The organism is Candidatus Merdisoma sp. JLR.KK006, from assembly GCF_036941035.1.
Classification (GTDB): domain Bacteria; phylum Bacillota; class Clostridia; order Lachnospirales; family Lachnospiraceae; genus Laedolimicola.
On the sequence record NZ_JAYMNS010000025.1, the window covers coordinates 43,135 to 62,790 of the forward strand.

At 45.8% G+C, this 19,656-nt stretch carries 20 protein-coding genes; 5 read left to right on the top strand and 15 right to left on the bottom strand.

The window, feature by feature from the left end; all coding sequences use genetic code 11:
* Nucleotides 1–20: 20 nt before the first annotated feature.
* The 3 genes from hisF to VSQ61_RS16805 form a co-directional block, all read right to left on the bottom strand.
* Complete coding sequence (gene hisF, locus VSQ61_RS16795) at nucleotides 21–782, bottom strand: imidazole glycerol phosphate synthase subunit HisF (protein WP_334345545.1); 762 nt, start codon at nucleotides 780–782, stop codon at nucleotides 21–23.
* Nucleotides 783–785: 3 nt separating this feature from the next.
* Complete coding sequence (gene hisH / locus VSQ61_RS16800) at nucleotides 786–1,403, bottom strand: imidazole glycerol phosphate synthase subunit HisH (protein ID WP_334345546.1); 618 nt, start codon at nucleotides 1,401–1,403, stop codon at nucleotides 786–788.
* A 133-nt stretch (nucleotides 1,404–1,536) separates the two neighbouring features.
* Nucleotides 1,537–2,091: a hypothetical protein gene (locus VSQ61_RS16805; RefSeq protein ID WP_334345547.1), complete on the bottom strand. Its 555-nt coding sequence runs from the start codon at nucleotides 2,089–2,091 to the stop codon at nucleotides 1,537–1,539.
* 407 nt (nucleotides 2,092–2,498) lie between these two features.
* On the opposite strand from VSQ61_RS16805, the gene VSQ61_RS16810 reads away from it, so the two are divergent.
* Together VSQ61_RS16810 and VSQ61_RS16815 are read left to right on the top strand one after the other, a co-directional pair.
* A complete protein-coding gene (locus tag VSQ61_RS16810) occupies nucleotides 2,499–3,602 on the top strand; it encodes a YcxB family protein (protein WP_334345548.1) in 1,104 nt (367 codons plus the stop codon).
* A gap of 78 nt (nucleotides 3,603–3,680) precedes the next feature.
* Nucleotides 3,681–4,643: a CPBP family intramembrane glutamic endopeptidase gene (locus tag VSQ61_RS16815; RefSeq protein WP_334345549.1), complete on the top strand. Its 963-nt coding sequence runs from the start codon at nucleotides 3,681–3,683 to the stop codon at nucleotides 4,641–4,643.
* A 104-nt stretch (nucleotides 4,644–4,747) separates the two neighbouring features.
* Here the strand turns inward: VSQ61_RS16815 and VSQ61_RS16820 are convergent, their stop codons facing one another.
* The 8 genes from VSQ61_RS16820 to VSQ61_RS16855 form a co-directional block, all read right to left on the bottom strand.
* The gene (locus VSQ61_RS16820) at nucleotides 4,748–5,392 is read right to left on the bottom strand and encodes a cobalamin B12-binding domain-containing protein (RefSeq protein ID WP_334345550.1); all 645 of its coding nucleotides are present in this window, start codon (nucleotides 5,390–5,392) and stop codon (nucleotides 4,748–4,750) included.
* A gap of 159 nt (nucleotides 5,393–5,551) precedes the next feature.
* Entirely contained in the window at nucleotides 5,552–6,385 is an 834-nt protein-coding gene (locus VSQ61_RS16825; protein WP_334345551.1) for a dihydropteroate synthase, read from the bottom strand.
* 45 nt (nucleotides 6,386–6,430) lie between these two features.
* Nucleotides 6,431–6,907, bottom strand: a complete 477-nt coding sequence (locus VSQ61_RS16830; RefSeq protein WP_334345552.1) for a hypothetical protein — start codon at nucleotides 6,905–6,907, stop codon at nucleotides 6,431–6,433.
* Complete coding sequence (locus tag VSQ61_RS16835) at nucleotides 6,907–7,941, bottom strand: uroporphyrinogen decarboxylase family protein (RefSeq protein WP_334345553.1); 1,035 nt, start codon at nucleotides 7,939–7,941, stop codon at nucleotides 6,907–6,909. The genes VSQ61_RS16830 and VSQ61_RS16835 overlap by 1 nt, the downstream gene beginning before the upstream one ends.
* Nucleotides 7,942–7,954: 13 nt before the next feature.
* Nucleotides 7,955–8,254 (bottom strand): PTS sugar transporter subunit IIB, encoded by a 300-nt coding sequence (locus VSQ61_RS16840; RefSeq protein WP_334345554.1) that lies wholly within the window; start codon nucleotides 8,252–8,254, stop codon nucleotides 7,955–7,957.
* Nucleotides 8,255–8,503: 249 nt separating this feature from the next.
* Complete coding sequence (locus tag VSQ61_RS16845; RefSeq protein WP_334345555.1) at nucleotides 8,504–9,853, bottom strand: PTS transporter subunit IIC; 1,350 nt, start codon at nucleotides 9,851–9,853, stop codon at nucleotides 8,504–8,506.
* Between the two features lie 87 nt (nucleotides 9,854–9,940).
* Nucleotides 9,941–12,151 carry an ASKHA domain-containing protein gene (locus VSQ61_RS16850; protein WP_334345556.1) on the bottom strand — a complete coding sequence of 737 codons (2,211 nt, stop codon included), beginning with the start codon at nucleotides 12,149–12,151 and terminating at the stop codon, nucleotides 9,941–9,943.
* Nucleotides 12,114–12,797 (bottom strand): cobalamin B12-binding domain-containing protein, encoded by a 684-nt coding sequence (locus VSQ61_RS16855; RefSeq protein ID WP_334345557.1) that lies wholly within the window; start codon nucleotides 12,795–12,797, stop codon nucleotides 12,114–12,116. Before VSQ61_RS16855 ends, VSQ61_RS16850 begins: the two co-directional genes overlap by 38 nt.
* Nucleotides 12,798–12,993: 196 nt before the next feature.
* Between VSQ61_RS16855 and VSQ61_RS16860 the strand changes: the two genes are divergently transcribed.
* Together VSQ61_RS16860 and VSQ61_RS16865 are read left to right on the top strand one after the other, a co-directional pair.
* Nucleotides 12,994–14,259, top strand: a complete 1,266-nt coding sequence (locus VSQ61_RS16860; RefSeq protein ID WP_334345558.1) for a PocR ligand-binding domain-containing protein — start codon at nucleotides 12,994–12,996, stop codon at nucleotides 14,257–14,259.
* Nucleotides 14,260–14,432: 173 nt separating this feature from the next.
* Nucleotides 14,433–15,158, top strand: coding sequence for a creatininase family protein (locus tag VSQ61_RS16865; protein WP_334345559.1), 726 nt, complete (start codon nucleotides 14,433–14,435; stop codon nucleotides 15,156–15,158).
* Here the strand turns inward: VSQ61_RS16865 and VSQ61_RS16870 are convergent.
* The gene (locus VSQ61_RS16870) at nucleotides 15,142–16,182 is read right to left on the bottom strand and encodes an aldo/keto reductase (RefSeq protein WP_334345560.1); all 1,041 of its coding nucleotides are present in this window, start codon (nucleotides 16,180–16,182) and stop codon (nucleotides 15,142–15,144) included. The genes VSQ61_RS16865 and VSQ61_RS16870 overlap by 17 nt on opposite strands.
* Before the next feature lie 150 nt (nucleotides 16,183–16,332).
* The gene (locus VSQ61_RS16875; protein ID WP_334345561.1) at nucleotides 16,333–17,382 is read right to left on the bottom strand and encodes a zinc-dependent alcohol dehydrogenase family protein; all 1,050 of its coding nucleotides are present in this window, start codon (nucleotides 17,380–17,382) and stop codon (nucleotides 16,333–16,335) included.
* Nucleotides 17,383–17,612: 230 nt separating this feature from the next.
* Between VSQ61_RS16875 and VSQ61_RS16880 the strand changes: the two genes are divergently transcribed.
* On the top strand, nucleotides 17,613–18,482 hold the full coding sequence (locus tag VSQ61_RS16880; protein ID WP_334345562.1) for an AraC family transcriptional regulator: 870 nt from the start codon (nucleotides 17,613–17,615) through the stop codon (nucleotides 18,480–18,482).
* Here VSQ61_RS16880 and VSQ61_RS16885 read toward each other — a convergent pair.
* On the bottom strand, nucleotides 18,425–18,979 hold the full coding sequence (locus VSQ61_RS16885; RefSeq protein ID WP_334345563.1) for an AAA family ATPase: 555 nt from the start codon (nucleotides 18,977–18,979) through the stop codon (nucleotides 18,425–18,427). The genes VSQ61_RS16880 and VSQ61_RS16885 overlap by 58 nt on opposite strands.
* A gap of 333 nt (nucleotides 18,980–19,312) precedes the next feature.
* Entirely contained in the window at nucleotides 19,313–19,576 is a 264-nt protein-coding gene (locus VSQ61_RS16890; RefSeq protein WP_334345564.1) for an SMI1/KNR4 family protein, read from the bottom strand.
* Nucleotides 19,577–19,656 lie beyond the last annotated feature (80 nt).

Below are 19,656 nucleotides of genomic sequence, written 5' to 3' on the forward strand. Positions count from 1 at the left end.
ATTACACTCATATGCGTTCACTATATCCGCACCGGAACCTGGTGCTCCCTCAAATACTCCTTCAGCTCCCGAATCTCCAGCTCCTTATAATGAAACAGCGAAGCCGCCAGCACCGCATCTGCCTTCCCCTTCGTCAGAGCCTCCAAAAAATGCTCCTTCGTTCCGGCTCCCCCGGAAGCAATCACCGGTATGGACACATGCTCTGCAATGGTACATGTCAGCTCAATATCATAGCCTGCCTTTGTTCCGTCACAATCCATACTGGTCAGCAGTATCTCCCCGGCTCCCAGCCGCTCTGCTTTCACAGCCCACTCCACTGCATCCATCTCCATATCTACCCGGCCGCCGTTCTTAAAGATGTTCCAACCGCTTCCATCCGCTCGCTTCTTGGCATCAATGGCCACTACCACACACTGGCTTCCGAACCTGTCCGCTGCCTCACTGATAAGCTCCGGCCGCATAATAGCTGCCGAATTCACGGAAATCTTGTCTGCCCCTTCCCGAAGAAGCACCTTAAAATCCTCCACCGTCCGAATACCGCCGCCAACCGTAAAGGGAATAAATACTTTTTCGGCCACCTTTCGGACCATATCCACCACGGTATTGCGGGCATCGGAACTGGCCGTAATATCCAGGAATACCACCTCGTCCGCACCGGCCTTATCGTAAGCCGCCGCAATCTCCACCGGATCCCCGGCATCCCTAAGGTTCACAAAATTAACACCCTTTACCACCCGGCCGGCATGTACGTCCAGACAGGGAATAATTCTTTTTGTAAACATCTTCTAATCCTCCAGCTCCGCAAAGTTTTTCAAAATCTTAAGCCCCGTGCCGCTGCTCTTCTCCGGATGGAACTGGCAGGCAAATACATGGTCCCTCTCCACGGACGCATGGATCTGAATCCGGGTTCCATACTCCGTCACTGCCTTTACAATCTGTTCATCCTCCGCTTTCAAATAGTAGGAATGAACAAAGTATACATAGGGTTCCTCCTCCAAGCCCTGAAACAACCTTCCCTCATTCTGAAGCATTAAAGAATTCCAGCCAATGTGCGGAATCTTAAGTCCCGGCTCCTCCGGAATCCGAAGAATCTTCCCCTTTAGAATTCCAAGTCCTGGAACGCCGGGGGCTTCCTCACTTTCCTCAAAAAGCAGCTGCAGACCCAGGCAAATCCCCAAAAACGGCGTTCCCTTTTCCACCACATCCCTTATCACTTCATCAAGTCCATAGGATTTTAACTTTCCCATGGCATCACCGAAGTTTCCCACCCCCGGAAGAATCACTTTATCCGCCTTAAAAAGCTCATTCCTGTCTCTGGTTACCACGGCTTCCTCTCCCAAAAACAGCAGGGCTTTCTCTACGCTCTTTAAATTACCTGCATCATAGTCAATAATTCCAATCATTTATCACATTGCTCCTATTTTAAGTTCCGTAATATTCTTCCAGTACACGCCTATATAGATCAATTTCCGGACACAACCCCTGCGTCCGTAAATCGATCTGTGCACTGAAAGAATATTACTGATTTAAGTTCCTCTATCCTTTTACGTCAAAAGGCAAAGTCTCCTGTGTGCCTGCTTCTTCCGCCCTCCGGCTGTATGCATAACTGCTCACAGCTTTTGCACGCTTGATTTTCTGCAGCTCCAATTCTTCGTCCTGATCTTCGTTTTCCTCTCCTTTTGTCTCCCCCATATTCTCAGCCTTATCCGGAAGTTCTTCATACCCGGCACTTTTCACAAATTCCTCAATGACCTCTTCCATAATAGAAAGCTTGGTATCCTTAAACATGGTGTATTCCAATTTCTTCTCCAACGGAAGTACCGGGTTACTTTCTACCAGACTAATTCCTAACAACAGACCGTCCTCATAAGACTCTTTGAGTTCCTGCACTTCCTCTTTCGAACTGCAGTTTTTCAGCTTTTCCTTATAAATCACAAGTTCTTGCTCCAGAGATTCTACCATCTCATAAAGCTCCGGATTTTTTTCTTTCAAATAGGCTTTGTCCTGCTCTGGCAAATGCTTTTCTCTCTCAAGCTTTTGAAAAAAACCCTGATAGACTGCTCGATCTCCGCCCTGGATGAATTCCTCCATCTTAAGCTCTCCTTTCTATCTTCTGCCAAAGCAGATACAATTCTTTCTCAACATCTTTCATTAGTTTACCATATTTTTTACCGCTTGACCATAGAGTGAAACCAGATATCACATTATTTTCACATTGCAGGCAATAGCAATCGTTCGGGCGGGCAGCGGCAGGGGCAGACGGGCTTTTCCATATCGGTGTTCGGGCGGTTCATCGTACACTTTGTCTGCTCTGTTCGGACATTGCCAAAGCAATATCCGTCCATATCAGACAAAATGTTCGTGAACAGCCGGACACCTGATATTGGAAAAGCCCGTCTGCCCCTGCCGCTGCCCGCCCGAACGATTGCTATTGCGTAAGGATTTCCTCAGTGGTAAACTAAGTATTATGAAGTATTCACATGGAGGGGATGAAATTTATGACCTGGATCTATCAGATGAATTTTCAGACTGTAAAGGAAAGTAATGCCGCTTTAAGAAGAATAAAGGGAACATCCGCCCGAAAATCATTTTATTTCCAGACGCTGTTCCCTCCTGCTATCGTTTTATTTGTTGCCTTTATCCATCCTGTAATCGACGGAGATTTTAACCTGGGTTCCAGTCTTTTTTCTGCGGCATTCTTCTATCCTCTCTTATTGGTCATGATACATTTTGGCAATAAAAGAGTATTAAAGAAACAGCTTCCTGCTTTCTATCAGGCTGCTTTGGCGGACGGCATGCTGACGGAAGAGATTTCCCTGCGGGATGGAACGGTCTCAAACGCACAGCATCCTCTGTCGGATCTTCTTGAAGCAGTGCCTTTTCGTGGCGGCCTGTTGCTACGCTTTTCCGGCCCTGTGGCTCTTTTTCTCCCACAGGCAGCTTTTAGCACAAGCACTCCCCAGCAAAGTGCTGTTTTTATATGGAACGCTGCATCCATGGCTGGAAGTGAACTTCCCCGCACGGATTCTGAACTTCCCAAAGAGACCGATGAAGCCCCTGCATACGGCACTCTGTATTTTGAACTTCCGGAATCTCACGTATATACTTTATACAGGCAATGTAATCTGTATATAAACCGGAAGCCCTTTTTTCTATATGGCCGTGCCCTGAGAAAAAGGCGGGGTATTCTCATCTTTCTGGCTGTTTCTTTTGCCGTGTCGCTCCTTTGGAATGCCTTTTACGCACCCCGGCTCATTCTTCCTACGCTTTTAAGCATTTTCCTGTTTTTTCTGAGCATTCACATGATTACTCTGCTCATGGTACTTCTTGCCTGCTACCGAATAAAGAAGAGGAATGGACTTGTGTCCTTATGTGGACCTCAGTACATTGCTTTCTACGAAAATTACTTATTCCTGCAGCGGCGGCAGAATTCTCAGAAAATCTATTACCGTGAATTTGACAGGCTTTATGAAGCAAAGGATGTCTATTTTCTGCTGCAAAAAGAGATCTCCGCCCTCATTATGATTCCCAAATGGGCATTTACGTCTCAGCAGGAAGAGACCATGTTTGTTCGAACCTTGAAAGAAAGGCTTCTCCAATAAGGATTGAGATTTTATTGCATACAGGAAAGAGTTTTGATAAAATATTAGAAAAGATTTTTTAACCGGAGGTTTGAATTTATGGACTTTGAAGAAGAAAGACGCCGCCTAAATCCTCTTTACGGAATCGGTTTGTTTTTGATTGTTATGGTTTTATTTATCTTTGTTTTTGCTCCCCTGCAATACCACTTTGGCATGATGGGGCTTCTTCTGACAGAGCTGGGCCTTTTGGCCGTGACTCTTTTAGCCGTTCGTTTCACCGGACAGAGCTTTCGGGAAGTGTTTCCCATATATCGTCCCCGCTTCGGACAGATTCTGGGAACCGTTCTTCTCTGGGCCGGATGTTTCCTGTCCGTTATGCTGGTAACTCTAGTTTCCATGTACTTTTTCCCCGAGGGATTTCTGGATGTAAGCTCCAGTATGAGTTCCATGTTTGCATCCATCCCTGCCTTTTTTTCCTTTTTGATCGTGGCAGTTTCCCCGGCCATCTGTGAAGAGGCCATGCACAGGGGCTTTATTATGCATACCTTTCGGGGGATCCATAAGGACTGGGTAGCAGTGATCTGTATTGGGCTTATCTTCGGGCTCTTTCATCTGGATCCCTATCGCTTTCTGCCTACGGCACTTTTGGGTATGGGGCTTGCTTACATTATGCGAAAGGCCAATAATATGCTGCTCCCGGCTCTGTTTCATTTTATCAACAACAGTCTCTCTTTCGTGTCCAGCCTGGGTGCTTCTTCCGTTGAAATAGAACAGCAGTCCGCCCAGTTGTTATCCGATCCGTCTTTCCTGCTGCTGAGCCTGGGTTCTTACCTGATCATAGGTTTCTTTGCACCCATTCTTCTCTTTACAGGAAGCTACTTTTTACGCAAGTCCTCCGGCTGCCTTAAAAAATACTCTGAGCTGCGGCTGGTCCTTACGATTGTTGGAGTAGTCTCCCTAAGCTTCCTGATGTTAATTATCGGATATGCCATCATCCTACTGAATATGGACACTGCCATGGATATGGAGAATATCCAGCAGTTTCTCTGTCTTATTGGGTAATGAAACTCAAAATACGGGGATGCCGGAAAAGCTTTCTGCCTTATTTCCCTGACACCCCCGTATCTAATACATTCTTGTACTAATTCATATGTTCTCCCAGATTCTTAAGAAGCTGCCGCCAGTTCTTTCGCCAGGATGGCTGCTCCTGCCGCATCCGCCGAATAGCCGTCTGCACCAATCTCATCTGCAAAGGCCTGGGTGATAGGTGCACCTCCCACCATAATCTTTACATCATTTCTGAAATCTTCCTTGCTCAGAGCCTCCACCGTCTCCCTCAGATCCGGCATGGTCGTAGTAAGAAGTGCGGACAATGCAATAATCTTGGTCTCCGGATTCTCCCGATAACACTCAATAATCTTTGCAATCGGCACATCAATTCCCAGATCCAGCACTTCAAATCCGGCACTTTCAATCATCATAGCCACCAGATTTTTTCCGATATCATGGAGATCATTCTTTACGGTAGCTATAATCACCTTACCCAGGGCACCTGTAGATCCTGCTGCCAGATGGGGCTGCAGTACCTCCACGCCTTTCTTCATAGCTCTGGCCGCCACCAGCATCTCCGATACAAATATCTCATTCTTTGTAAACTGCTCTCCTACCTCAGACATAGCCTCCACCATGCCCTGGTTCAAAATCTCAGAAGCGTCACAGCCTGCGTCCAAAGCTGCCTGTACAGCCTTTCCGACCTTTTTTGCACTTCCTTTCACCACTAAAGCCTTTACTTCTTCTATCTCAGGTCTCATAATCTACCTCCTATTTTAAGTTCCGCAATACCCTTCCAGCACCTCTTATCTAGAACAATTTCCGGCCACAAGAACATGTGTCCTTAAATTGTTCTGGCACTGTCAGGGTATTGCTGTTTTAAGTTGCTACGCAACAGTACGAAAGGGTAAAGTCACTTTCTATTTCTTTGATGCCCCAAAAAGCCCGTCCTTGTAGGCTTCTATATATTCCATACAATAGCCGTCCTCGTCAAGTCCCAACAAAGCCTCTGCCGCATAGATAACACCCAGCATCCCCTCATTCAACGGATCCAGGATGCCGCTGTCAAGTCCCGCTTCCAATACCAGTGCAGTAAATGCATAATTCATAAACTTACGGGCCGGCAATCCATGTGAAATATTGCTGATGGCTGAAGTTATGTGAATGGTCGGATATGCCGCCCGAATCGCCCGGATCACTTTCGTATTAATGGCAATTCCCGGTCCATCCTCCCGATCCGGATCCATCAGAGCAGCCGCTTCAATAATGGGATCAATATGAATTCGGGAGGGATCGATTCCATACGCCTTTGCCTTTTCCATGATCGCTTCAAATACACGAAGACGATCTGCTGCAGATTTGGGAATTCCTGTATCATCACAGAGCATGGCAATTACTTCCCAGCCCGGATTCTCCGCCATAATCTTGAAGATCCCGTCAATCTGCTTTTTGCTCTCCATAGATACGGAGTTAAACATCCCCGGCCGTTTGCAGAATTGATAAGTCTTAGCCAGCACCTCTGTGCTGGGGCTGTCAATACAAATCGGTACATTGGTCACACTCTGAACCAAGTCGATCATCCAATGAAGCGTTTCCACCTCGCCAATCTCTACCGATGCACATACGTCAATAAAATCGGCTCCCGCATCCGCCTCTTTTTGTGCTATCCCCTTAATCCATTCTTCATCACGTCCGGCAATGGCTTTGGCCATAGAGGGAATCGTTCCATTCAGCTTTTCGCCAATAATAATCATCTTTTCTCTCCTCTTTCCATCGGGCAGTACCGTTCTCTTACTCTGTCAGCTTATTTTCAGAGATTCCTCCAGCATCACCCTGGGATAATATTTCTGTATCTCATAAACCAGCTCCTTAAGCCGGTACTTTGGAAAAAACAGCTTATAGCTCCGTTTGTTGGCAGAGCACAAAAGCACCAGCTTATTCATCTGATAGGAAGCAATCTGAATCCCCGTAATCTGTTCCCATGGAACCACAAAGCCCAGCTTTTCAATTCCCCTTTTGCTGATTCCCCGCTTTACGCCTATAGAGAAAAAAAGTGCCATAAGTATTAAGGTATTGCGTAAGCTTTCCACCAGTCCCGCTTCCGTACTTGGCCGCAAAAACAGCATGGCAAAGAGCATTACCAGACAAAGGGTAAAGTAATCATCCTTTCCCTTTACCTGAATGGTCCGATTACGCCTGGCAATCAGATAAGTCTCTCCTCCAAGTGCAAGAAGTGCGAGAATACAGAGTGCATAGTTTAAAATCAACGTCATCATTACCCCTGCTCTTTATACGTTCCATACTTCTCAAAGCATTCCAGTTCAAAAAGCATGCTTTCTTTCGTTGTTCCGATTGCGTCCAGATAACCGTATTCCACTCCGATGAATCCGCCCTCTCTGGTGCCCCATTTTTCAATCAATTCTCTGGCTTCTTTCTCAATCCGTTCCCTGTCACCGGTAGGCAGTGTAGTCTGAATATCCACAGATGCCTCAAAGCAGATACGCCCCTGGGCAATCTTGGAGATCTCATCAATCCCTACCAGATTCGGCTGATGAATATTGATAATATCCACACCCAGTTCAATCAAATCCTCCAGAATGTCATTAATCTTTCCGTCTGTGTGGAAACGGATATCCATGCCGCACTCATGAGCCTTGTCAAAAATCCGCTTATACTGCGGCTTAAAGATCTCCCGAAACTTCTTTGGGGAAATCATCAATGCCTGCTGGGTTCCCCAGTCATCTGTGGTGTCATAGCAATGAATTCTGCCCTTTCCCAGGCGATAAGCCTCCTCAATAATTCCTATCTGGTAATCTGCCAGCTTCTCGGCCAGTTCCGCCGTCTCATCCGGCAATTCAATAATGTCACAGAGGGTATCCTCAAAGCCATGGAGAAAATGCATCCGTTCAAAAATACACTGGGGACTGTTAAGCTGCACATAGAGATTCTTCTCCTCTGCCTCCTTAAGGGCTTCCTCCAGGCCATCAAACCGTCCCTCTGCTTTGGGATCCGGAAATGCGAAGTCCTTCAGATCCTCTTCCAGATCCTCCAGGGCTACATTGCAGGGTTCTCCCATACTGGAACCCTTTCCATCACTTCTCCACAGACATCCCCACTCATCATACTCATTATCCCCGGGACGCACTTTCTTGGACACACTGTAGGTCTTACTGTTATCTCTTTTTTCTTTGGGCGGAAGCACAAAGATTCGGCATACATCACCCTTTCCAGCAATCCGGTCAAAACGAAGTCCGATTCGATCCGGATTCTGAAAATGAATATTGGCTTTCATAATCTCATAACTGGTCATATCAATTCCTCCGCTATGCAATCTCGTCCGGAAAATGTTCTTTCACCGCATCAACAAGCAGTCTTGTTACCTCTGCCTTGTCCATCAGATTGGTAGTTGCAATAATTTTCGCATCCGTAGCCGGAAGAAACTCTACAATCTCAGGGCTGGTCAGTACAATATCCGTGTTCATCAGAAAGCTCATTGCCTCCCCATGGGCACAGGCTTCAACAGTGGCACTGATTCCGTTCTCATTACATATATTTGTTACATTGATCTTTAACAGCATACTGGTTCCCATACCATTGTGGCATATACATAAAAGATTTAACATAGATAACCTCTTTTCTTTTTGAATCCGGGCCGGGGATGTCGCAAAATAAGACAGAAGACTTTTCCGATATCCAGTGTCCGGCTGTTCACGAACATTTTGTCTGATATGGACGGATATTGCTTTGGCAATGTCCGTACGAAGCAGACAAAGTGTACGTGAACCGTCCGAACACAGGATATGGAAATGGCTGATGTCTTATTTTGCGACATCCTATAGCCCTGTTTACTTGTTACATAACTGTTGCTTCCATCAGCCTGCTACCGGGATTCCCAGGGCAGAGCCAATCAGCTTAAAGATTGCAATAATTCCGACCCAGACAGTAGCATAGTCAGCACTTCCCTGCCACCAGGTCAGTTCCATCATGGACACTGCCAGCATAGATCCCATAATCTGAATCAATCCGTTAGCAATGCAGATACCTGCTGCCGCCTTATAGCCGCCAAACTTATTCGCAAAGATCGCAACGGTTGCATTATCAAAGAACAGCGGAATAAAACCAGGTACCAGGAAGATAGGGCTCTTAAATACAAGAAGCAATATAAGGCCCAGAATTTGTCCGACAGCACCGCAGATAAGTCCAAGAACTACCGACTTAGGTGCAAATCCAAAGATAGCGGCACAGTCAACACCGGCAACCGCACCTGGCAGCAGTTTCTCAGAGATACCCTTAAAGGACATCATAAGTTCGCCTACAAACATACGAACACCGGCTAAGAGCACCCAGATATTCGCTGTCAGTGTAATGGAGATCCACAAAAGGAATACCACAAAGTTTTTATAACCGCCCTGGTTAAATCCGTCTGCACTACGCAGCCAGTCTACACCGTCTTTTCCGATTACAAGCATAATGATTGCCGTAGAAATCAACATAACCAGCAAAGTGGCCAGAACGCTGTCCTGGAGAAAATTCAAAGACTTGGGCATCTTCTTCTTTTCGATGTCATCCTCCGGATTGCCAAGCTTCGGAGCCACCTTATATGCCACAAAGCTCATAAACATCTGCTGATGGGCAACGGTCAGGTCCGCACCGCCGGTAATCACTTTCGTCGGCTTAATCAAAGCCGTAGAACAAATGCCCCAGTAAAGAGCCGTAACTAAGGATGCGATCAGCACCGTGGCAATCATTCCGGTTCCTAAGAATCTCCATACAATATAAGTACTGATTCCGCACTGTACAATCATGGCATTTCCGGTCAGGTACACCGCACGGATCTTCGTCCATTTCCGCAGAGCAACCAATACCAGATTCATCAAGAAAGCTACTAAAAGTACATAAATGCCCCAGGTTGCACCGGTACCCTCTCCCAATATTGCATCCATCTTTTCATAACTGGCCGTCATGGTAGGATAAGTATTCAGTCCGGCTCCCTGAATGCCGGTAGCATTCTGAAGAGCAGTCAAAAGCTTTCCAAAATTAGTAATCAGAGCTCCGGATCCCATTCCCATAACAAGAATACCGATGGATGCTTTGAAAGCACCGATAATCGCTTTTCCAACTGTCTGTTTCATAGCAATATAGCCAATAAATACTACAATTGCCAGCAGCAAGAACGGCTGACCAAAAATCTGTTTTAATAACAGGTCAAGAATATAATCCATACATTCCCTCTCTTTCTCTTCTGTTCATGAATCGATTTTCAGCTTTTATCTGATATACAAAAGGCCGCATGCAAACCTCTCATATGATCATTCTTCAAAATACATTGCGTCTACATAACAATCCTGAAATTCCGGCTCCCTGGCCAGTGCCGTCTCCTGGCAAACCCGGCGTACTGCCTTAAGACGCTTTGGTGCATCTGAGTCTGTCAGGTACATTCTTGCCCCCAAAAGAGCCGTATTCCCTACGATCTCCACCCGTCCTAACAACGCTCCGGGCAATAATCCAATCCTGGAGGCCTTTCCCAGATCCATTCCGTATCCGAATCCTCCGGCCAGGAATACTCGGTCAATATCCTCCCAGTCAACTCCGTATTTATGTGCCAGTATGGTAAGCCCTGCACGAACAGCCGCCTTAGCCAGCTGCAGCTCCCGAATATCTTTCTGGGTCAAAAGAATCGGATCTCCCCCCTCTGTCTGTGCCAGAAGATATCCCTCCTTGTCATAAAGGCTTGAAAGTCTTCCCGTTTCATCCAAAAATCCATTTCTCACAAGCTCCGCAGAAGCTTCCACCAGTCCCGTTCCACAGATGCCTACGGGTGGCTTATTTCCAATGGTTTCTATATGACAGCTTCCATCTGTCCCAATCCTTACATGGCAGATAGCACCCGGGATACTGCCGCATCCGCAGTGAATATTTCCTCCCTCAAAGGCCGGCCCTGCCGCTGTGGAAGTCGTATAGATTCGTTCCCGGTTTCCAAGGGCCATCTCCCCATTGGTTCCCAAATCCAAAAAGAAGCTTACCTTTTCCCGTGTGTCAAACCCGCAAGTTAAAAGTCCGGCTGCAATATCTGCTCCCACAAAGGCGGATATCCCGGGAAGCAGGCAAACGGGCACATTGTAATCCACTCCGGCTCTTTCGATTCCTTTTCCAAGAATTTCCCCTGCTTTTCCTACAATCTCATCAATATTCACCGGGGCAAACGGCAGCCGTCCCAGGGTTTCGCAGGAATATCCCATCAAAAGGTGCCCCATCGTTGTATTCCCCGCAATGCAAATAGCCTCAAGCTGTTCTCTTGCCTCTTTACAATGCAATAGCAGCTTCTCAATTAGCTGCAGCAGATCTTCTTGAATCAACTGCCGTAATTCTTCCTTTTTCCCTGTGTTCGAAGCCTGAATTCGTGAAATCACATCCGCACCAAAGCTTCTCTGATGATTGATGGATACTGCCGTATCAATCACATTTCCATTAGACAGAGCAAGGAGCTGTGCCGCCAGAGTTGTAGTCCCCATATCAATGGCAATTCCATAGCCCTGCTTTTTTGATTCCCCAGACTTCCTGCCATTGCCTTCCTCATTTTCTCCATTTGTCAGGACCGCAAAGTCTTCTTCTCCAAAAGAAGCCTCCAGCTCGCACCCGGTCAGAGGATACGCCTTGCAGGAAAGTCTCCATCCGGACTCCAGTTCTTCCTCTGTAAAATAATCTCGATCCTCCGGGGACGGCGGCACCTGGCCATGCAAAATGCGAACCCGGCATTTTCCGCAGACTCCCCGCTTTCCGCAGACCGCACTATAATCAGGCCACACCCTCTGGAGGGTATCCAGGATGGTCTCCTCTCCCCTGTTTTCTATCAGCTCAAGAATCCCTTTTCGGTGTACCCGCAAAGTAGCCGGCTGAATCTGACGCATATTGCAGCTTCTGTTGCGGCAGGTACGACAATTATGTTCAATCTCAAAATGCTCGGCTTCATCACTGAGCAGAAATACATGGCAAATGCTTTTCACCGGATAAAACATATACCCTTCTGAAAGCCGCATACCGGGCAGTTCTTCCTCACCAATCGTTTCAAAAGCCGCTTTTTGGGTCTCCATTGGAAGATCCTGTGGAATCTCCAGGCGTCTTGCTATGCCCAGGCCCTTTTTCCTGCATTCTTCCATCACTATATGTCCCCAGCCTTTTTCCATTTCAAAAAGACAGATATCTGCCAGGGCATCCGCCAGCATTCCCTTTACGTAATCGCCCTCTTCAAAATACTTCTCAATATAGCCGCTGATCTCGTCACCTACCGTAGTAATCACATAGACGACCCTGGTTCTTTCCGGATATTCCTTTGTAGCAACCTGTCCGGAAATTTCCCCGAAAGCCATAGCACCAAAAGGATGAAGCATTCTCTGTGCCTCTTCCTTAATCTCCAGCAATTCCTCCAAAAATTCATCATGAAGAGGCGAAGCCATGGTGCAATTCAGTTTTTTCAGAATTTTCTCATTGGACAGTTCCGTTTTCAGATTCGTGAACTTCATGCTTCCCTCTCTTTTCCAACATGGCTTTTCGTGCTGCCTGAGCACAACTTACCGCATCTGAGGTATAAATGTCTGCTTCAATCTCTTTCGCAAATCGGGCATTCACCGGTGCTCCGCCTATCATCACAATGTATTTATCCCGAATTCCCCTTTGTTCCATGGCTCGTATCACTTCCTCCATGGAGGGCATGGTTGTTGTTAGCAGTGCCGACATGCAGATAATATCCGCATGTATCTCCTCTGCCGTATCCAGAAACAGATCCGCATCCGCATCGTAACCGATATCCGTCACCTCGAAACCTACGCTTCGCAGCATCATGGATACCATATGCTTTCCGATATCGTGCCAGTCTCCCCGAACCGTTCCCAATACTACTCTGCCTACAAAAGGTTCGTCCTCTGCAACCAGATGCTTCTCCAAAAGGGTAAGGCCCACATTCATTGCCCTGGATGCAACCAGAACCTCCGGCACAAACACCTCATCCATTTTAAATTTATCTCCAAGAGCCAGCATTCCGGTCAAAAGCCCTTCATTTAAGATTTTTTGCGGCTCAATTCCTTCCTCCAAAGCTTTGGAAACCAGATGTCTGATATTTTTCGCTTTTCCAAGCTGAATATTTTCTGATATATCCTGAATCAATGACATTGCAAAACTCCTCTAATTCATCCCATGCACAATGTTATTCTAGTAAATTTTTTTGTCCTTTGATGGAAATATTTTTGGAAAACTTGTATTTTTTACAGATTTTATGGTATGATTACAAAAACAGTATCCCAATTTCCAAACAAATACGTTTATGAGGGTCTGTCGCAAAATAAGACAGACCTATGGGAGGATCACTATGCAGCCATATCTTTACACCATTATTAACAGCCAGAAGCTGAAAGAAATTTTAGAATGTTTCTATTCCTGCTTAGGTCTCCCCATTCAGGCCCTGGATGAGACAGGAAATACCTTATGCGGCTTTGGTACTGCTACAGATTTCTGTATGCAATTCAAAAAATTGCTTCCCGATTCTCCAAAACATCAGAATTCCTGCAGAGATATTCATGCAAAAGCCAGCCGTCGGGCCATGGATCTGGGAGAATCTTACATCTTTTCCTGTCATGCCAACCTAAATCATATCATATATCCATTGGTAAATAAAGATGCTCTGTTTGGGGCCATTTTGGTGGGCCCTTTTCTTATGGAAGCCGCCGATTCCATGATGCTGTTGGACATTGCAAAACGCTACTCCCTATCTACGGAAAATATTTTGGATCTCTATGAATCCACGGACAGCGTTCACATCATTACTCCGGAAAAGGCTACGCAAATCAGCCGTTTGCTTGCCTACACCTTCAATCATCTTATCCCTTCCGCCAACCGGCAGATGGATGAGAACCGAAGTAAAATCGTTCAGCAGTCCCGCATCAATGAGTCCATTCAAATGTATAAATCAGAAGAGCCTTTAGAGGAATCCTCCTACCCCTATGAAAAGGAAAAACTACTGATTCGAAAGGTTAAGGAACGCAATGTCCCCGAATCCAGACGGGTATTAAATGAGCTCCTGGGATATGTGTTCTTTCAGGGCGGCAGCAACCTGAGCAGTATTCGTTCCCGTTCTATTGAGCTCTGTTCTCTTCTCTCCCGGGCTGCTATGGAGGGCGGAGCCAATACGGAGGTTGCTTTAAAGATTAGCAACAATTTTCTTCAGGACATCAATTCCACCCGCAGCCAGGAAGACCTCTGCTGGCAGCTTCAAAGAACTGTAGAGTTTTTTATTGAAAGCATGTTTATAAAAGCCTCGGACAAAAACAGTGAGGTTGTTAAAAACGCTGTCCAATTTATCTCTCAGAATTACAATCAGCCTATCACTCTGGAGGATACCGCACGCCATGTTCACCTGAATCCCTCTTATTTTTCTACCCTTTTTAAGCAATCTTTCGGGTCCTCTTTCAAGGAATATCTGAATTATATCCGCATAGAGGAAAGTAAGAATCTGCTTACAAATACAAACTACTCTATCATTGATATTGCGATTGCTGTAGGTTTTGACAATCAAAGCTATTTTTCCAAAGTATTCAAAAAGCACACTGGACTCACACCAAAGCAGTACCGAAATTAACAATTGCAATTCGTCAATTCCCCTGAAAAAATTACTATTTTTATAAAATTATTTGTAATTTTGCCGTTTTAATTCGCTATACTTATAAAAAATAGTTGAAATCACCTAATAAGCGGACAATTGTGGGGCTGTGGGAAAACCGCATTTTCCGACAGCCCCGGGAAAGGAACATTATGAACTTTCAGAATCTATATGCCGGACATTTCACTGCTCCGGAATTCAAAGAAAAGGTCGCCCAATCACGAGGTGTTATTTTGGTGTGCGGCTCCTGTGAACAGCACGGATACCATCTTCCCTTGGATACGGATAACATAATCGGCTTTGAACTGGCTCTTCGTATTGCAGATCGTTCAAAGCTTCTTGTAATGCCGCCCGTTTCTTATGGACAAGTCTGGTCCGCAAAGGGCTTTCCCGGTACCATTTCCCTTTCTGCCGATCTTCTCAAAAAACTGCTTCGTGAACTTGTTGTCAGTCTGCATCAGCAGGATATTCCCAATATTATTCTTATGAGTGGCCATAATGGAAATTATCCTTATTTAAAAGAACTGGCACGGGAACTTTTGGATGAATTCAAATGGAACAATATCTGGCATTTCCCCCTCACGTTTTCCAAAGAGGTACTTTCTCTGGCAAAATCACCACAGCCAATGGCACCCCATGCCGGAGAACTGGAAACAGCTCTTATGCTTTATCTTCACCCGGAGCTTGTAGATCTGTCAAAAGCCACCAGGGAATACCCCCAGGCACCAAAAGACTATCCCTACCGTCCCATGCATTGGAAAGAATTTGTAAAAACAGGGTCATTTGGTGATGGGGGCTTAGCCACTGCGGAATTCGGAAAGGCTCTGGCAGAAGATGTGGTTCTACGCACCTCGAATCTAATCAATCAATTGCTTTAAGGCATTCACCAACAGAACCGGTAATCTGCTTTCCGTCCACATCCCACAGGTCCTCCCATCCGGATGCTCCCGGCCAGAGGAATACCTGTCCTTTCACCAGACGGCAGCCCTTATCCGCACCGGCTATCCGCTTCATCTCTTCCTCCGTCAGCGGATCCTCCATTATGCATTTCAGGTTGCTGACATATTGCGGCTCCTTTACGGAGAAAGGAATGGGAATCTGTCCCCTCTGCACCGCCCATTTCAGGCAGACCAGTGCCGGATGAACCTGGTGAGCTTTTGCAATCTCTACAATCTCTTTCATCTGGGTATCCGCTATATCCTCCGGGGTCCGATCCCGTTCTGGTCTGGAGGGTGATCCTAAGGGACAGTATCCGATAGGACAAATTCCCTGCTCCAGTGCATAATCAAATAATTCCTGCTGCTGAAATCCCGGATGGCACTCCAGTTCCAGGGCCGCAGGGCGAATTCTGCACAGGGGCAGCACTGCCTTAAGCTTTGGAATCGTCATATTGGACATTCCGATATAGCGTACCAGTCCCATATCTACAAGCTGCTCACACTGTCTCCAGGTATCCATAAATTCTTCTATGCTAAAGGGCTTCGAATCCGGATTCCTCGCATCCCCGTCACAGCCCGGTGCATGGTAGTTGGGGAAAGGCCAGTGCACAAAATACAGATCAAGCATATCCAGGCCAAGATCCGCAAGGCTCTTTTTGCAAGACTTCACTACCTGGCGGTGGCAGTCATTCCAAACCTTGGAGGTAATGAATAATTCCTTTCTTGTTACTGCCTTTTCCTCAAACAGCTTTTTCAATACTTCGCCAATCTGATCCTCATTCTGATACACGGACGCACAGTCAATCAGACGGTATCCGCTTTTAATGGCTCCGTAAACGGCTTTTGAGACCTGCTCTCCATTGTATTTATCCGATCCAAAGGTTCCCAGGCCAATGGCCGGGATCTCCTCTCCTGTGTACAATGTTCTTTTGGGCACTCTGCCCGGATCGATTCTCTCACTCATATGCTTATCTCCTATTCCAGTTCCGTAATATCCTGTCAGTACACCCTAATCTAGATCAATTTCCAGCCACAAAAAGATGTGTCTGTAAATCGATCTGTGCACTGACAGGATATTACTGATTTAAAGTTGCTACACAACAGTACTGCCAGACTACTCAAACACAACAGCTACTTTCCCGCACTGGCCGCCGGCCATCAGTGCATATGCTTCTCCTGCTTTCTCCAACGGGAACTCATGGGTAATCAAATCCTCCGGATGAATCCCCCAGCGTACCAGACGCTCTACCAGTTCCTCCATTCTCCACAATGACGTTACCCAGGAACCGTAGATTGTCTTCTGCCCGTGCATAATATCTGGACTTGGCTCAAAGGTACACGTATTTCCCTCGCCCACCAGGGCTATCCTCCCCCACTCTCTTGTGGCCCGAATTGCAAGCTGTCTTCCCGGATCGCTGGCACTGGCGTCAATGGCACGCTCCACACCATGGCCACCCGTAACTTCAAGAATCTTTTCCAGGGTATTATCCCCCGGCTTAAACACATGATCCACAAGTCCCAGCTTCTTAGCCAGTTCCATGCGGTAATCGTTCATCTCCACGCCAATCAGCATATTGGCCCCCATGGCCTTTGCCACCATCAATGCCGCCAGTCCCACCGGCCCCAAACCAGTTACCAGTACGGCATCATTTCCGCATACGCCAATCTTCTCAATGGCCTCATACACCGTGCCAAAGCCGCAGGCCACCTGTGCTCCATCCTTATAGGTCAATTCATCCGGCAGTGCAATCAGATCTTTCTCTTCCGCCAGTATGTAGGGTGCCATTCCGCCGTTTCTCTGCCAGCCATAAGCCGCACGGTACTTGCTTTTACAGGATATAAAATACCCTCTCCGGCAGTCATTGCAGACACCGCAGCCGGAGATATGGTATACAATCACCCGATCCCCTTTTTTAAACCGCTTAAGTCCCTCTCCCTCTTCTACAATTACGCCGCAGGGTTCATGCCCTGCCACCAGTCCCGGAATATAGCCCTCCGCTCCCTTTCCCGTATGTTCCCGGTAAATACAGCGGATGTCACTGCCGCAGATGGTCGTGGCCTTTGTCTGAATCAATACCTGCCCATGTCCCGGCTTTGGCACGTCGAATTCTCTCAATTCAACCGTACTGTTTCCCGGCAAAATAGCTCCCATCATTTTTTCCATACCTTTTTACCTCCATTTTCATAAACGTTCTCTGCCCTCAGTGAGTCGAATCCCTCGCAAGCTTCAAAGAGCAGCTTTTATTTTATAAATTTATTATAGCGAATCATCTCTTTCCTGTAAGAGAAAAACCGGACATGATTCCTCTTTTTATGTCGCCTTTTCGAAGTTTTCTTGCAATTTTCACAGGAAAATGATACACTGGGGCCAAAAGAAACTGCGGGGTAAAATCTATGCGTGAACTATACACGGATTTGAATATTAAATTTTCGGTGGACGGTACGGATTTCTATGCTTTGAATATCTGCTACGAACGTTTTCTCCGGACAATGCCCAGCCATAGCCATGGAAGCGAAAGCTATGAAATCCACTATATCGCTTCCGGCTACGGACATGCAAAAATTCAGGAGGTTCTCTACGAGATTACCCCCAATACTCTGTATATCACAGGCCCGCATATCGAGCATGCCCAGGTTCCCTCTTTGGAAGATCCCATGTGTGAATACTGTGTTTATCTGAAAATGGGAAAACAGAGACTCCATAAAATGACTCCCACTCTTACGCTCTTTAAAGAAACCTCCTTTTGGTTTGGACAGGACAGGCAAAATGTGGGAATGATTATGAAACAGCTCTTTTTTGAGTTGGAAAACCAATATACCGGATATGTGACACAGGTACAGACCCTGCTCACACAGCTTATTATCTATATGGTCCGCAATTATGAAATGAAGCAGAAAGCTCTGCTGCATTTTGGCCCCTCGAATCTGGGCGATAGTAAATTTATTATTTTAGAAGAATATTTTCTGTATGAATATCAGAATCTTTCCTTGGAAGCTCTGTCGGAACGGTTGGGCTTAAGCTGCCGCCAGACAGAACGGCTTTTGAAAGAACACTATGGAAAAACGTTTCTTCAAAAAAGGACAGAAGCCAAAATGGCTGCTGCCCTCCTGCTTTTGTCTGACAAAAACCGCAGTATTTCTTCTGTCTCAGAAGCACTCGGCTATTCTTCTGCAGAGCACTTTTCCACTGCATTTAAGCGTTACTTTCATGCGTCTCCTAGGGAGTATCGGAAGCGGAGCATCTTAATCACCTTTTTCCCATAATAACGACTCAGATAATTTGATAAAGCTTTCAGGGAAACGGACGCTTCATGATCCTCCATATCTACAGATATATGCTGAAAATCTGCTTTTTCATGATCATTGAGCAGATCGCTCTTTAACAGAAAGTCATGTGCATTGTAAATGCCTTTGATAATATGGCAGATAGCTTTTCGTGCCTGTGTGAAAGAGGTCTCCTTTACATCCGCAAAGCTCACGGACAATACTGGAAAAGTTCCTTGCAGCTTGCGGAATCGTTCCTCTTTCCAGATAGAAAGTCCCTCAAACAGCTCGGATCGTCCGGCATGATTGACGGAAAAAAACTTTTCCACCATACTCATAGTCAAAGTCTTTCCGAATCGCCTTGGCCGAGTAATCAACGTCACTTCGTCATCTGCATCCCACCATTCCCGGATAAAATCAGTTTTATCTATATAAAAGTTATTTTTCATCCTTAGCTTTTCAAAATCTTGATGTCCTATGCCTACGGTTCTCGCCATATGTTTACCTTTCCTTCCCAGTACAACGAACATTAAATTGTTGGAAATTTTACTTGCAAGTACATCGTAAATATAAACTCTTATTTAATTTTCGTTGTACTAGTAGTCCGTATCGGAAATATGCACAAGGATTTCCGGTACGGACTACTAGAATGCTGATTTGTTTTAGTATAGCGAATCCGAGATGAGATTACAATTGGATTTTCTATAAAGCTTTAACATTATCTATATTATAATTCCATTCATCTCCCCAGAAGCATAAAATTGCTATCTTTTCAACCTGATCAGACCTTTCCGGTAACACCGTTTCGCCAGCTGTTATTTCTCCTCAATTTAGTCCCATTCGGCTTTTGCATCTTTCATTTCATTTAATATATATTTTTCCAAACTATCATTCTTTACCAAATGCCTTTTATCCATTCTGTCCCAGCTTGTCACCTTTCCACTTTCATTATCAAAACAGTAAATCCATTCATCCACATTTCTAATTGCAATGTATTTGTCTGACAGACCATATCCTCTAAATCTCTGTGTTTCTCTGACCAGAGAGGAATCGCCATTTTTTCCACTTCCCAGAATTTCTACACCATATCCCACTCCTCTAGCATTTATGAAATCTCCTTACTATCAAAAAACAGCCTTTCTGCAATAGAAAGACTGTTTCTATGGTCATATTA

Excerpts from the sequence above, each read along its gene's own strand:
- VSQ61_RS16870 (WP_334345560.1), bottom strand. The coding sequence starts at position 16,182 with ATGAGTGAGAGAATCGATCCGGGCAGAGTGCCCAAAAGAACATTGTAC.
- VSQ61_RS16865 (WP_334345559.1), top strand. The coding sequence starts at position 14,433 with ATGAACTTTCAGAATCTATATGCCGGACATTTCACTGCTCCGGAATTC.
- VSQ61_RS16860 (WP_334345558.1), top strand. The coding sequence starts at position 12,994 with ATGCAGCCATATCTTTACACCATTATTAACAGCCAGAAGCTGAAAGAA.
- VSQ61_RS16880 (WP_334345562.1), top strand. The coding sequence starts at position 17,613 with ATGCGTGAACTATACACGGATTTGAATATTAAATTTTCGGTGGACGGT.
- VSQ61_RS16805 (WP_334345547.1), bottom strand. The coding sequence starts at position 2,091 with ATGGAGGAATTCATCCAGGGCGGAGATCGAGCAGTCTATCAGGGTTTT.
- VSQ61_RS16825 (WP_334345551.1), bottom strand. The coding sequence starts at position 6,385 with ATGATTATTATTGGCGAAAAGCTGAATGGAACGATTCCCTCTATGGCC.
- VSQ61_RS16845 (WP_334345555.1), bottom strand. The coding sequence starts at position 9,853 with ATGGATTATATTCTTGACCTGTTATTAAAACAGATTTTTGGTCAGCCG.
- VSQ61_RS16830 (WP_334345552.1), bottom strand. The coding sequence starts at position 6,907 with ATGATGACGTTGATTTTAAACTATGCACTCTGTATTCTCGCACTTCTT.
- VSQ61_RS16815 (WP_334345549.1), top strand. The coding sequence starts at position 3,681 with ATGGACTTTGAAGAAGAAAGACGCCGCCTAAATCCTCTTTACGGAATC.
- hisF (WP_334345545.1), bottom strand. The coding sequence starts at position 782 with ATGTTTACAAAAAGAATTATTCCCTGTCTGGACGTACATGCCGGCCGG.
- VSQ61_RS16835 (WP_334345553.1), bottom strand. The coding sequence starts at position 7,941 with ATGACCAGTTATGAGATTATGAAAGCCAATATTCATTTTCAGAATCCG.
- VSQ61_RS16850 (WP_334345556.1), bottom strand. The coding sequence starts at position 12,151 with ATGAAGTTCACGAATCTGAAAACGGAACTGTCCAATGAGAAAATTCTG.
- VSQ61_RS16840 (WP_334345554.1), bottom strand. The coding sequence starts at position 8,254 with ATGTTAAATCTTTTATGTATATGCCACAATGGTATGGGAACCAGTATG.
- hisH (WP_334345546.1), bottom strand. The coding sequence starts at position 1,403 with ATGATTGGAATTATTGACTATGATGCAGGTAATTTAAAGAGCGTAGAG.
- VSQ61_RS16875 (WP_334345561.1), bottom strand. The coding sequence starts at position 17,382 with ATGGAAAAAATGATGGGAGCTATTTTGCCGGGAAACAGTACGGTTGAA.
- VSQ61_RS16810 (WP_334345548.1), top strand. The coding sequence starts at position 2,499 with ATGACCTGGATCTATCAGATGAATTTTCAGACTGTAAAGGAAAGTAAT.
- VSQ61_RS16855 (WP_334345557.1), bottom strand. The coding sequence starts at position 12,797 with ATGTCATTGATTCAGGATATATCAGAAAATATTCAGCTTGGAAAAGCG.
- VSQ61_RS16885 (WP_334345563.1), bottom strand. The coding sequence starts at position 18,979 with ATGGCGAGAACCGTAGGCATAGGACATCAAGATTTTGAAAAGCTAAGG.
- VSQ61_RS16820 (WP_334345550.1), bottom strand. The coding sequence starts at position 5,392 with ATGAGACCTGAGATAGAAGAAGTAAAGGCTTTAGTGGTGAAAGGAAGT.